Origin of the sequence: Haloferax denitrificans ATCC 35960, assembly GCF_000337795.1 — an archaeon.
In the GTDB taxonomy this organism is placed as follows: domain Archaea; phylum Halobacteriota; class Halobacteria; order Halobacteriales; family Haloferacaceae; genus Haloferax; species Haloferax denitrificans.
On the sequence record NZ_AOLP01000017.1, the window covers coordinates 142,686 to 155,248 of the forward strand.

At 63.7% G+C, this 12,563-nt stretch carries 13 protein-coding genes and 1 pseudogene; 7 read left to right on the top strand and 7 right to left on the bottom strand.

The window, feature by feature from the left end; all coding sequences use genetic code 11:
- Positions 1 to 41 precede the first annotated feature (41 nt).
- Positions 42 to 305 carry a hypothetical protein gene (locus C438_RS14370; protein WP_049918096.1) on the top strand — a complete coding sequence of 88 codons (264 nt, stop codon included), beginning with the start codon at positions 42 to 44 and terminating at the stop codon, positions 303 to 305.
- Between the two features lie 549 nt (positions 306 to 854).
- Here the strand turns inward: C438_RS14370 and C438_RS19425 are convergent.
- Both C438_RS19425 and C438_RS20335 read right to left on the bottom strand, forming a co-directional pair.
- Positions 855 to 1,388: a hypothetical protein gene (locus C438_RS19425; protein WP_004970317.1), complete on the bottom strand. Its 534-nt coding sequence runs from the start codon at positions 1,386 to 1,388 to the stop codon at positions 855 to 857.
- 3 nt (positions 1,389 to 1,391) lie between these two features.
- Positions 1,392 to 1,496: pseudogene (locus C438_RS20335) on the bottom strand (thrombospondin type 3 repeat-containing protein); the annotation flags it as partial.
- Here C438_RS20335 and C438_RS20340 point away from each other — a divergent pair.
- Both C438_RS20340 and C438_RS14380 read left to right on the top strand, forming a co-directional pair.
- On the top strand, positions 1,448 to 1,663 hold the full coding sequence (locus C438_RS20340; protein WP_449271567.1) for a transcriptional regulator FilR1 domain-containing protein: 216 nt from the start codon (positions 1,448 to 1,450) through the stop codon (positions 1,661 to 1,663). The pseudogene C438_RS20335 and the gene C438_RS20340 sit on opposite strands and share 49 nt — an antisense overlap.
- Before the next feature lie 899 nt (positions 1,664 to 2,562).
- Positions 2,563 to 2,985, top strand: a complete 423-nt coding sequence (locus C438_RS14380; RefSeq protein WP_004970320.1) for a DUF7261 family protein — start codon at positions 2,563 to 2,565, stop codon at positions 2,983 to 2,985.
- Positions 2,986 to 3,430: 445 nt separating this feature from the next.
- Here the strand turns inward: C438_RS14380 and C438_RS14385 are convergent, their stop codons facing one another.
- The 4 genes from C438_RS14385 to C438_RS14400 form a co-directional block, all read right to left on the bottom strand.
- Entirely contained in the window at positions 3,431 to 4,078 is a 648-nt protein-coding gene (locus tag C438_RS14385) for an MBL fold metallo-hydrolase (RefSeq protein WP_004970322.1), read from the bottom strand.
- A gap of 151 nt (positions 4,079 to 4,229) precedes the next feature.
- Complete coding sequence (locus tag C438_RS14390; RefSeq protein ID WP_004970323.1) at positions 4,230 to 4,661, bottom strand: universal stress protein; 432 nt, start codon at positions 4,659 to 4,661, stop codon at positions 4,230 to 4,232.
- Between the two features lie 582 nt (positions 4,662 to 5,243).
- On the bottom strand, positions 5,244 to 6,725 hold the full coding sequence (locus C438_RS14395; protein ID WP_004970327.1) for a tripartite tricarboxylate transporter permease: 1,482 nt from the start codon (positions 6,723 to 6,725) through the stop codon (positions 5,244 to 5,246).
- Positions 6,725 to 7,240, bottom strand: a complete 516-nt coding sequence (locus tag C438_RS14400; RefSeq protein ID WP_007274806.1) for a tripartite tricarboxylate transporter TctB family protein — start codon at positions 7,238 to 7,240, stop codon at positions 6,725 to 6,727. Before C438_RS14400 ends, C438_RS14395 begins: the two co-directional genes overlap by 1 nt.
- Positions 7,241 to 7,535: 295 nt before the next feature.
- Here C438_RS14400 and C438_RS14405 point away from each other — a divergent pair, with 295 nt between their 5' ends.
- Positions 7,536 to 8,183: an MBL fold metallo-hydrolase gene (locus C438_RS14405; protein WP_004970331.1), complete on the top strand. Its 648-nt coding sequence runs from the start codon at positions 7,536 to 7,538 to the stop codon at positions 8,181 to 8,183.
- 196 nt (positions 8,184 to 8,379) lie between these two features.
- Here the strand turns inward: C438_RS14405 and C438_RS14410 are convergent, their stop codons facing one another.
- The gene (locus C438_RS14410; RefSeq protein WP_004970333.1) at positions 8,380 to 9,423 is read right to left on the bottom strand and encodes a zinc-dependent alcohol dehydrogenase; all 1,044 of its coding nucleotides are present in this window, start codon (positions 9,421 to 9,423) and stop codon (positions 8,380 to 8,382) included.
- Between the two features lie 238 nt (positions 9,424 to 9,661).
- Between C438_RS14410 and C438_RS14415 the strand changes: the two genes are divergently transcribed.
- From C438_RS14415 to C438_RS14425, 3 genes are all read left to right on the top strand, one after another.
- A complete protein-coding gene (locus tag C438_RS14415; RefSeq protein WP_004970335.1) occupies positions 9,662 to 10,672 on the top strand; it encodes a Bug family tripartite tricarboxylate transporter substrate binding protein in 1,011 nt (336 codons plus the stop codon).
- A 199-nt stretch (positions 10,673 to 10,871) separates the two neighbouring features.
- Positions 10,872 to 11,561, top strand: coding sequence for a 4-carboxy-4-hydroxy-2-oxoadipate aldolase/oxaloacetate decarboxylase (locus C438_RS14420; RefSeq protein ID WP_004970337.1), 690 nt, complete (start codon positions 10,872 to 10,874; stop codon positions 11,559 to 11,561).
- 225 nt (positions 11,562 to 11,786) lie between these two features.
- The gene (locus C438_RS14425; RefSeq protein ID WP_004970339.1) at positions 11,787 to 12,560 is read left to right on the top strand and encodes an IclR family transcriptional regulator; all 774 of its coding nucleotides are present in this window, start codon (positions 11,787 to 11,789) and stop codon (positions 12,558 to 12,560) included.
- The last annotated feature ends 3 nt before the right edge of the window (positions 12,561 to 12,563 follow it).

Consider the following 12,563-nt stretch of genomic DNA (forward strand, 5'->3'; position numbering starts at 1 on the left):
GCCACGACGACTTTACTTCTGTATCACTTCTGAGAGAATCGATGAGTCTACTCACTGCAGTCGTCGTGTTCCTCGTCGGCTTCGTCTCGGGGGTTGTGGTTCGAACGGTGGCCGGACTCGCAGCCATCGTTGCACTTCTGTTAGTCGTCTTCGGCGTGGCCGCGCCAGATATCGGCCTCATCAATTATATCGCGACACAGTACTACCAGGGGAATGAACTGCTCTTCCTCGCTGGGCTCCTGTTTGGGATCGACGCCAAACAGACTCGGCGAGTCGTCGTCAACCGCGGAACAAGTTCGAAGTGACCCAAGAGGACCGTCCCTGTGTTTACGTCACTAACAGCCAACCGTTCGCGCACCGGCGCTGTTCGAGCCAGCAGTCGCGTGTACGCCGTCGTATCCCGCCCGGGGGGCCACGAAACTCCATCCAGTTCGTCGACGACGACAGCCGTCCGCAACAGTAACTGGACGAATTGCGCGGGGGCGACACCTTCGTCCGCGTAGAGGCGAAGCCACGCGTACAGTTCGAATGCCATCCGTTGTTCGGTCGCGCTATCGACAGTCTGCTCCCTCTCGCAGTTTAGACACATTGTGAATCAACACAGGCCAGAACACGCGCCTGCACCTCTGCAGGCGCACCATGAAATACGAAAGCGCACACGAGTCGAACACAGACGCGACGACGACCGACCAGGCACCGGGTGGGAGTGAACGGGGCCGCGGCGAGGACGACGACGGCCGACTGTAGCACCGCAGGCCGAAGGCCGAGGCGCGCACGGCGGCCCTCGAGTCGTCGCCGCGGGGGCGTTCAAAACGACTGTGCGTAGGTCACAAAAGGAATGAAAGCGCGATGAGCTAGGCACCGATTGCGTTCAGCAGTCGAGACAGCCAGTAGTCAGTCACGCCAGTTGGTGCTGTTGGGTCCGTTCCAAGGTCAACCTCTTCGGTATCACCATATCCATCCCCATCAGTATCTACTTGCAATGGGTCCGTGTGGTGGCGTGTGACCTCGTCCCCGTCAGAAAGGCCGTCACTATCAGTATCTACCTGCAATGGGTTCGTGCCCGTATCGGAGACTTCTCGTGTGTCGACAAGCCCATCGCGGTCCGTATCTTCCTGTGTTGGGTCCGTGTTGTGAATCGTGACTTCCGCATGGTCCTCGAGGCTATCACCGTCAGTATCCAGCGCCGTCGGATTGGTACCGACATCATTCACTTCGTCCCCATCAGAGAGTCCGTCCCCATCGGAGTCCATATTCGTCGGGTCGGTCCCAAGTGACACCTCACGCCCGTCGGTAAGGCCATCGGTGTCACTATCGGCCATCACAGGGTCACTCCCGTGTGACTGTTCGTCCCCATCAGGGAGTCCGTCTCCATCGGAGTCACTCATTGTTGGGTTCGTCGGTCCTGAAACCTCTACACTATCAGTAAGCCCGTCACCATCTGAATCTGCAGACAGGCCGAGTGTCCGTCTACGTCTGTGACGACCCACTCCCACAGTATCTCGGATTGTTTGACCAGACCGCGATGCAGGTCGGGAGTTGTGGTAACAATGGCATCCCTTATGCGCTGCTTGAGACAGATGACGATGATTCGTTTGCGTGGGCAGAACGCAAATATGGATTATACAAGACCAACGCGACACTATTAGCAGGGCCATCGTAGTTGAAGGCAGCAATTTTCAGTGATCTGCCTGCGAAATAGGTTGCGACACTACGCAATAGAACGGACAGTGGTCATATTATCACAACCACACATAGAGCAGGAATTATGTCGGGCCATCGTGACCGATGATCACTATTCAGTCCACATCCGCGCGGTCGTTCGTTCGGTTGCGGCCAACAACAGATTCCTTCGACTTCGCGACGGTTACCGCACATTCACGAGGCTCATAATCAGGTCCGATTCTACACCCGTGGTGACGAGGTAAAACCGGGACACACGCGCTACACCCCCAGTTTCCAGGGATGTACATGGGCGGCCTGTTTCCGCAAGGGTGTACTCGGGTCTGACCGGCGTCGGGGTGTAGCGAACCGGTGTCGAGACCACTCAGTTCACCCTCACCGTCACCCCGTGTTGCTCGGATACCTCACACTTGACCACGCTCGGGACGGTTTGGATTCGAGGCCAGTTCTGTTCGCTGGCGCTCACACTCGTCTGGGTGCCACTGTTTACGGTTGGTGAGTTTCCTTTATCCCGAGTACAATCCATCGTACGGGGGGTGTATCGCCTGTTTTCGAGAGTGGTGATTCGGACCTGTTGCGTCGCGTTCTCCCCGACTGACTCGTCGCGACATCTCCTTGTGTATCACCTCACGACAAGCCCGTCTCCCCCGTGTTCGCTCGCCAGCACACTTCTCTCACGCGTTGCTCGACTCGAACAAGTGGCCGGCGATTGCCGACTTTGTGTAGGATATTGCGATGGCTGGGTTTGTTGGGTCGACACCGTGGCAGAGGGGATGTTGTTGCGGGCGTGTGCAAGGGGTGTACTCCAGCCGAAAGAGAGGTTTCAACGTCCACGTCTTCGACGGCTTCGCCCAACTCTTGATGCTCTCGACCCATAGGATGTTCGTCACCAACGCTGGCGCGACCGAGACGACCGAGCCACCGCCGCTGGACGACGTCGTCGAGACGACCGAGGACGCGGTCGAACTGGCGACCGCGGGCGTCGCGGGTCGGTACGACTGGGCCGAGAGAGACGCCGCCGTCGCGGACTTCCGCTCGCGGCTCGACCCCGCGCTGTCGAACGTCGAACGCGCGCGGGCCGGAGGCGTCGCGCTGACGACGAACGACTCGGCGGCCGGAACGTGGGCGTTCAGGAACTGCCCCGACGGTCCGTACCGGGAGTTCGGACCCTGCGTCGCCGACGACGGCGTCGTCGTGCAAGAGCGCGCGGGCGAGACGGCCGTCGTCGCCGTCCTCGTGGACGTGCGCATCGCCACGCCGCGGTCGCGAACGGACCTGACGGTCGCCGTGCGCCCGGACTGAACGCCGCCGCGGCGGGCGTCTCGCGTCCGGAGAAACGCCCGGATTATCGACGGCCACATGAATGACAATCTATCGAGGAATATAGAGTAACAACAATATATTAGAATGTATCGAGAGGCCAGACGTCGAATCGGTGTTCCGGGACAGAAACGCTCGAAAATAGGATTACACAGCGTTCTAAACGGTGAACAGACGTGAGTTCCTCTCTTCGGACCCACACGACGGATTCACGTGAAAAGACACGGTATCCGGTAGACTCTGGCGGTTCTGAGGTGTTTCTCAGCAACTTCGGCGATTATATATTTTGGGAAACATATATTTTTCCAATATATGATAGATATTAGGTATTTGGTTCTCGAATCGGGGCAGGCAGACGTCTCCGCGGCGGGCCGTGCGCCTCTGCGGACACCTCGCTGGGATGCGTCGCCGACCGACTCGAAACGGCTCAGTACGACAGCGTCCACTGGCGGTCGATGAGCCAGTCGTCCAACTTCCCGAGCGGGTCCTCTTCGACGTGCGTCCCGTGGCTCACGAGGACCGTCTCGATGTCGTAGTCGAACAGTTTGACGAGGTTCCGCTCGGCCTCCTCGTGGCTCAGGTCGTTGAACTGCGCCGCCGGCGGGACGAGGAACCCCGGCGGGAGACCGCGGCGGTCCGACCCCTCGACCACGTCGCCGGCGATGAACACGCCGTCGTCCTCCAAGAGCAGGCCGCTGTTTGCGACCGTGTGGCCCGGGACCTGCACGATTCGAATCCCGCCGTCGAGCACCTCGTCGTGGCGGAAGTGGCGGTCGGCCTCGACGTCGAGCGCGTCGTAGAACCCCTTCGCGCCGCCGGGAACGAGCAGTTCGGGGTCAAACGCGTCAAGCACGGCGGGGGTCCCGCCGAAGTGTCCCTCGTCGCCGTGGGTGATGACGAGCCGGTCGACGCCGCCGAACTCCGACTCCAGAATCTCGACTAACTCCTCGGCGTCGTCGGGGAACGCCGCGTCGACCAGCGTGGTCGTGCCGGTCGGTCGGTCCTCGATGACGAACACGCGGACGTGGTCGAACTGTATCGTGTACACTCCGTCTGCGACTGCGGTCACTGTCATGTGCAGTCGACGCTACGACGAGCCGCGATAAAAAGGGGGACGCGCGTTCTCACGCGCGTGTAACGGGTATCCGGCCGTCGGCAACCGACCGCCGGCAACCGACCGCCGGCACCGAGCGGCGGGTGGCCGAGAGTTGCCACCCCGAACGACGCTACTCCGCGTCGGCGAGGGTCGACACGACGGGACACGACGCGTTCAGGAGAATCGACTGGGCGACGCTCCCGAACAGCATCTTTCCGGTGCGCGAGCGGCGTCGCGGGCTCACCACGATGTAGCTCGCGTCCTGCGCTTCGGCGTACTCGATGACTTCGTCGGCCGGGTTGCCGACGAGCCCCACCGTCTCGTACGGGACGTCCAGCCCCGACACGGAGTCTGCGGCCATCTCGGCGGCCGCCGACCGAATCTGTTCCATGTCCTTCGGCGCTTCGGCCTGCGCGCTCGTCAGTCCGAGGTCGACGAACTCCGAGCGGGTCAGCGCGTGGACGACGTGGACCTGTTCGTCGAACGCCGCCGCCAGCGATGCGGCTTCCGTGACAACGTGTGATGACCGACCTGAACGGTCGACCGCTGCAACAACGACCATATGACCGTGTACCACGGTGGGATATAATATCGTTTCGCCGAATCCCACTCGAAGCGACCGCGGAGCGCCGCGTCGACGCGACTCGCGGCCTCGATTCGCGGACTCGACAGCCGACGCGACTCGTGAATTCGACCGTCGAACCGGGCGTACTTTCAACGATGTCGTAATCAACTCGAAATCGGACGAAATTCGTGACACAGGTACGTCTGTAATTCCGAGACGAATAGACAGAAAATTACCCCTGTCTTTCAACATCATCGAAATAATGGCGGTCAGTTCAATCGGTTCGCCCGCGACATCGACGCGGTCGCGTGGGGCTGTGGGAAGCGGGCGAACACAGAAGCAACTGGGGAGGGCGGATGAGAAACGAAGAGGACAGCAGGTAAACGGAGAGAACAGGTTCAGCCAGCCGTCGTGACCAGTCTCGGTGTCGACCCCGGGCGCTCGCCTCGTCGGCTGGCGAAGCGTCGCACGCGTCGAGAACGCCGGGTGGTCGGTGCGCTGGTCGGGTGCAAACGGCGGGACGGAACCAGACGGAGGAACGAACGCGGCGTGAGAAAAGCGGTGAGGTCTGCGGCGTCGTTACGCGCGAAGCGAGCGCACGGTGGGGAGCGCAATCGCGCCCAGACCGAGCAGGATGATGACGAGGGCGATGGGGCTCGTGAGGAAGATGGTCGGCGAGCCGCCCGAGAGGACGAGCGACCGACGGAGGTTCTCCTCCGCGATGGGCGCGAGGATGAGCCCGAGCACCATCGGGGCCAGCGGATAGCCCCGGAGCCGCATCGCGTACCCCAGCACGCCCGCACCGAGCATGATCCACGCGTCGAACACGTTGCCGCGGAGGGCGATGGCCCCGATGACACACAGCACGAGGATGGCAGGCCAGATATGGGACTTCGGGATGTTGATGAGGCGCGCCCAGTAGTTCGCGCCGAGCATGCCGAAGATGAGGATGAACACGTAGATGAGGAGGAACCCGACGAAGATGGTGTAGAGCAAGACCGGCTCCTCTTGGTACAGGCCCGGACCGGGGTTCACGTCGTGGACCAACAGCGCGCCGATGAGGATGGCGGAGACGGAGTCGCCGGGGATACCGAGCGTCAGCGTCGGAATCAGCGCGCCGCCGGTGCTCGCGTTGTTCCCGGACTCGGCGGCCGCGACGCCGCGGATGTTCCCCTCGCCGAACGACGGGACGCTGTCTTTGAGCCAGCGGGTGGCTTCGTTGTACGTGATGAACGCCGCGATGTCGCCGCCAGCGCCGGGAATCGCGCCGATGAACGACCCGAGGATGCCCGACCCGACGCTGACCGGCGCGATGGACCGCAGGTCGGAAAGCGAGGGGAACACGCCGGTTATCTCCTGGTCGACGCGGTCGTTCCCGCTGTTGATGCCCTGCGAGTACTTGCGGAGCCCCTCGGCGATGCCGAACAGGCCGATCATGACCGCGATGAACTCGACGCCGGTGAGCAGTTCGGGAATGTCGAACGTAAAGCGGTGGAAGCCGGTCACGGGGTCGATACCGACCGTCGCGACGAGCATCCCGAACAGACCCGAGACCATCCCCTTGGTGAGCGAGTCGCCGCTCACGCTGGCGATGATGGTCAGTCCGAAGAAGGCGAGCGCGAAGAACTCCGGGGACCGGAACCGGAGGGCGATGTCGGCGATGACCGGCGAGAAGAACATCAGCGCGATGACGCTGATGACGCCGCCGACGAACGACGCGATGGTGCTCACGCGAATCGCGCGGCCGGCCTCGCCCTTCTGAGAGAGCGGGTGGCCGTCGAAGATGGTCGCCGCCGCCGACGGGGTGCCCGGCGTGCGGATGAGAATCGCCGGAATCGACCCCGCGTAGACCGCGCCGCCGTAGATACCCAACAGGAGAATCATCCCCTGACTCGGCTCCATCGTGAAAGTGAACGACAGCAGGACCGCGATGGTCATCGTCGCCGTCATCCCCGGAATCGAACCCATGAGGATACCGAGTAGTATCCCGCTGACCATGAGCAGGAGGACGAACGGGTCGGCGAGGTTGACGAGCGCCTGAGTGATGTATTCGACGACCATCAGAAGGTCACCACCAGCGGAAGTTGCGGCAACAGCCGCGACACCGGGATGACGCCTTCAGGCAGGCGCACGAGGAATATCCGGGCGAAGATGTAGAACAGCGCGATGGGGAACCCAATCGACAGCGCCACACCCAGCAGTTTCGACCGGATGTCCGAGTAGTAGAGGACGACCGGCATGAACAGCATGGTCGACACGAGGAACCCTAAAACCGGCATCAACAGGACGTACCCGACGAGGAACGCCGCGACGGCGGCCGCCGGTCTGAAGTCGAACTCCGAGATTTCGAGCTCCGTCTCGGAACCGGTCAGCACGTCGATACCCGCGAAGAAGATGATGCCGACCGACACCGCTATCGGGAAGAACGACGGCCCGACGCCGTCACCAGACGGGAACTGGCTCGCGAAGAAGATGACGACGGCCGAAAACAGGATGAAGAAGACTGACAGCGGACTTGAACGAACACTCTCCAAGCCGATTCTATCAAGGACGGCCCCGACTTTCTGAATGACCATTATTTGTTCTGCCTCGTGGTATGATACCAAGCAATCGTATGTAATAAACATATTGGTCTTTCCGCGGCCGCTCGGGGCTGAAAGTCACGATTTCGACACGAAGGCTACGTGCGGTTGAGAGTATCGACCAGTCGCGGTCGGAACTCGCTGTCGGGAGTGGACGTTCGCACACGCCGAGGCGGGTCTCGGCGGGCGAGCGATACAGTAGTGAATCCGACAGCTCTGCCGTCGAGGGCGCCGCGTTTCGCGTCCATCGATAGAATTAACCAGCGTTACGAACTACCCTTCCATCGGAATGAGTGTTAGCAACGTCACCGAGGGTATCGACCAGATTCAGTTCGAACACGTCCGAGTCCTCGTACTGAAGGACACGCCGGCGGGGAAGACGACGCTCGTCGACACCGGCTTCGACGAAGACGGCGACGAACTCGTCGAGATTCTGGAGCGCGAGTACGGCGGCGTCGACCGCGTCATCATCACCCACGGCGACCACGGCCACCACGGCGGCCTCCCGTCGGTGATGGAGGCGTTCGACCCCGAACTCGTCGCGTCGGCCAACGAGTCGAAGCTCCACGAGGCCATCGACTACGAGCCGGACGTGGCGTTCACCGACGGCGACGTGCTCGACGGGAACATCCGCGTCATCGAGGTGCCGGGCCACACGAAGGCGACGTCGGCGCTCCTGCTCGAAGACCGCGGCATCCTCATCTCCGGGGACACCCTCGACGGGGCCGACCGCGCGGGCCTCCCCGCGGGGTATCTCCTCCCGCCGCCGGCGCTGTTCAACGACGACCACAAGGCCGCCGAAATCAACCTCTACGACCTCCTGCAGTACGATTTCGAGACGCTTCTCGTCTTCCACGGCTCGCACGTCTTCGAGGACCCAAAGGGCAAACTCGACGACTTCCTCGTCGAGCGCGAGTGGGACCCCCGGCCGGAGTGACCCCGCCCCGTCGAACCGAGCGACACCGGCGGCGTCACGCTCCTCGATAGCCCACCAACGGCATGCTTTTCCGACGACCGACCGCGGAGCGGCCGCGATGCTCCGGCTGTGAAGCGAGCCGTGGCTGAGAGTCGAACTGTCGCAGAAAGTCGAACCGTCGCTGAGGGCGACTGCGAGCGAGACGAAAGCGGTCGCGTCAGTCCCGAAGGACCGAAACGTCGAACACCGGCTTGCAGGTCTCGCCGGAGAGGAACGCCTCGAAGGCGTCTTCGGACTCGGTGAGCTGGAACCGGTCGTCGAGGAACGTGGCGTGGTCCACGTCGCCCGAGCCGATGAGTCGGAACGCCCGCTCGAAGTCCTCGAAGGTCGCGCCGTAGGTACACTGGAGGTCGACCTCCGCGCGGACGAGCGGCGTGTACTCCATCGTGGTCTCGCCGGTCTGACCGACGAGGACGATTTGGCCGCCCTTGCGGACCTGCTCGACCGCCATCGGCAGTCCCGAGGGGTGGCCGGTCGTGTCGAAGACGACGTCGAAGCCGACGCCGCCGGTCAGGTCGCGCTGGGTGGCGGTCAGGTCGTCTTCTTCGATGTTGACCGCGAGGTAGCCGAGTTCCTCCGCGAGCGGCAGTCGGTAGTTCGTGTCCCGACCGACGCCCGCGACGACGACTTCAGCGCCCTGCGAGGCGGCCACCTGCGCGCAGAGCAACCCGATGGGTCCCGGCCCGGCGACGAGCACTCGGTCGCCCGCCTTGACACGGGAGTTCTGAATGACCGCGCGCGTACAGATGGCCGTCGGCTCGACGAGCGCCGCGTGTTTCGGTTCGACGTTCGACGGGACCGACTGGAGCGCCGACTCGGGGACGGCGATGTAGCCGGCGTACGCCCCGTCGAGGTCGATGCCGGTCAGGGTCGCGTCCTGACAGATGCTCTCCTCGCCGATCTGGCACTGGAAACACTCGCCACAGCCGCGAATCGGGCGCTCGACCACGCGCTCACCGACGGAAAACCGGGTGGCTTCGTCGCCGCGCTCGACCACGCGGCCGGTGTACTCGTGGCCGATGATAGTCGGCATGTCCATCCGCTCGAAGGCGGACTTGAACTTGTAGATTCCCGCGTCGCTCCCGCAGAGTCCGGCGTAGTCGACTTCGATGAGGACCTCGTTCGACGCCGGCTCGGGTGTCTCGACGTCGAGGAGTTCCATAGCTCCGGGCTCTCGGCTCGTTTTGGCTAACCCGCGCATACATCTCCTTGAATACCGCCGGGGTATAAATCTACGCTCTTGGGGGAGAAGCTTGCGGGGTCGGCCGGCGGGGACCCGCGGATTGCGGGGGCCTGAAATCGCGTCGCGTGCGCGAGTCCCTATGTTCTGCCGCGCGCGGTGGCACGACCCGTCCGACTGCACCGCGATACCGACCGTCGCGCCATATTCGGAGGGACCACAATGCTTATTGTATGGATTGTTCAAACATTCGGGTACAATGGGAGACGACACCATTAGCAATCGGAGTGTACCCAGCGCGCTGAACAGACGGAACTTCATCAAGGCCGCCGGCGTCGGCGGAGTGGCGCTCTCTGCCGGCTGTCTCGGCAGTCTCTCCGGCGAGCAGGAGTGGCCCTCTCGGCCGGTCGAAGTCATCTCCCCGTGGTCGGCCGGGGGCGGGGCCGACCGGACCAGCCGCGCGGTCGCCGACGCGGCCGAGAATCACACCGATGTCTCGTGGAACGTCAGCAACCAGACCGGCGGCTCCGGCTCGGTCGGGATGAACGCGGCGGCCAACGCCGAGCCCGACGGCCACACCATCGGCTGTACGGCCCCCGAAATCGCGCTGTTCGAGCATCTCGGAATCGCCGACCTCAGCCCCGACGACATCACGCCCATCATGCAGTACACCGAGTTCCCCGCGGCGCTCGTCGTCAGCGAGGACGCCGAGTTCTCCACGCTCGACGAGTGGATTTCCTACGGGCAGGACAACACCCTGCAGATGGCGAACTCCGGGTTCGGCTCGTCGTGGCACATGGCCGCGGCGGGTATCGCCAGCGAGGCCGGCGTCAACGTCGAGCACATCTCCTACGAGGGAGCCGCCCCGGCCATGACGGCCGTCGTGAACGGCGAGGTCGACTGTACTGCGGTCGGCGCGGCCGAGGTCGCGCCGCAGGTCCAAGACGGCGGGCTGTCCGCCCTCGGCGTGGCGTTCGACCAGCAGGTCGAGGCGCTCCCGAACACGCCGACGCTCGCGGACCAGGGCCTCGACATCTCCATCGGCTCGTGGCTCGCGCACTTCGCGCCCGCCGGCATCGACGACGAGCTGAAACAGCAACTCGCCGACGTGTACAGCGCCGTCTACGAGGACGACTCGTTCGTGGAGTTCATGGAGAACAACAACTTCATCCGCGTCGAACGCGGCCCCGACGAGCTTCAGGACTTCCTCGACCAGCAGTACGAGTTCTACGGCAACCTCGTCGACGAACTCGGCATCGAAGAGCAGTAACGCCGCACTCGAATCCCGACTCCCCCGCGACTGACCGACTCACCACGCGACACGTACCTGCGCCCTTCTCCCTTTCGTCGGCTCTCACGTCGCCGCGAGCGACGGCACTCCCGACCGGGGCGTGCCCGCGACGCTGGCGCGGACTGCAAGCGTTCGACCGACCGATAGTTTAACGTGAATCGTCCGCGTCGGGTCGAGTATGCACACGATAGAGCCCGACGTAGAGCGACCGGACCGCGAACTCGTCGAGGCGTTCGAGGAGATTCCGAGCACCATCGTCTCCGACGTGACCGGCAACATCGGACTGACCATGGACGCCGGCCTTCGCCCCGCCTACGACGGCGTCGAGATGGCGGGCACCGCGGTCACGGTGAAGGCCGCGCCCGGCGACAACCTCATCATCCACAAGGCAATCACGCTCGCCGAGCCCGGCGACGTGCTCATCATCGACTGCGACGGCTACACCGACACCGGCCACGTCGGCGAACTGATGTGCACCTCGTGTCAGGCCAACGGCCTCGCCGGACTGGTCATCGACGGCGCGTACCGCGACAGCCGCGAAATCGCCGAGATGGAGTTCCCGGTGTACGGCCGCGGCGTCAACCCGCAGGGGCCGCTCAAGCAGGACCCCGGCTCCATCAACGTCACCGTCTCCGTCGGCGGCGTCAGCGTCGACCCCGGCGACATCGTCATCGGCGACGACGACGGGCTGGCGGTCATCCCCCGCGAGGGAGCCGAGGAGGTCCTCGAACGCGCACACGAGAAGCTCAGCGCCGAGGACTCCGTCCGCGAGGAGGTCCTCGAGGGCGAGTACCTCTACGAACTCAACGGCTACGACGAGCTGTTCGAGAACCTGACCATCGTCGGTCCCGAAGACTCGATTCAGTAGCGCCACCGAAACGCGACGCGGCAGGCGGCGACTGCGACTGCCCCGAGAAGGCCGCGTCTCGACTGTCATGCCACCCGCGCGACCCGCGGTTTTTCCCGAGCACTCGACGGGTAGCGAGCGGCGCGTCGGTCCCGCGACGCCGGCGGTCGGGGCGGTTACCCCCGAACTCCAACATCGTTGAAACGAATCGGTGCTATTAGGGACGCGGTGGCCCATCGTCGAGTCATGACGAACTCCACCGGGTCGGGCTCGCGGCGGATACAGAGCGTCGAACAGGCGTTCGACATCATCAGATATCTCCGCGAGGCCGACGGCGCGACGCTGTCGGAGACCGCCGAGGACATGGAGATGCCGGTCAGCACGGCGCACATCCATCTGGCGACGCTCGTGGACACCGACTACGTCGTCAAGGTCGGAAGCGAGTACCGCTGTAGCCTCCGGTTTCTGGAGATGGGCGGGTCGATGCGCGACGGGATGGCGCTGTACCGGGTCGCCAAGCCGGAGCTCGACGAACTGAAAGAACAGACCGGCGAGCACACCAACGTGACGGTCGAACAGAACGGGTTCGCCGTCCAGCTCTACAAGGCCCAGAGCCCGGAGTCAATCGACGACGACGCGCCGCTCGGCGACCACCTCTATCTCCACTCGACGGCGACGGGGAAGGCGATGCTCGCGGAGCGCTCGCGGGACGAGGTCGACCGTATCGTCGACCGCCGCGGCCTCCCCTCCCTGACCGACGCCACCATCACCGACCGCGAGGCGCTCTACGAGGACCTCGCGGAAATCCGCGAGCGGGGCTACTCCATCAACCGCGGGGAACACTACCCCGGCGTCTGCGCCGTCGGGACCGCTATCGTCTCCGAGCCGGACGACGCCGTCGGTGCGATAAGCATCAGCGGCCCGATGAGCCGCATCGAAGACGGCCGCATCGAAGAAGAACTCGGGCCGGCGCTCCTGAACAAGAAGAACATCATCGAGCTGAAAATAAAGCAGTACTGAGCG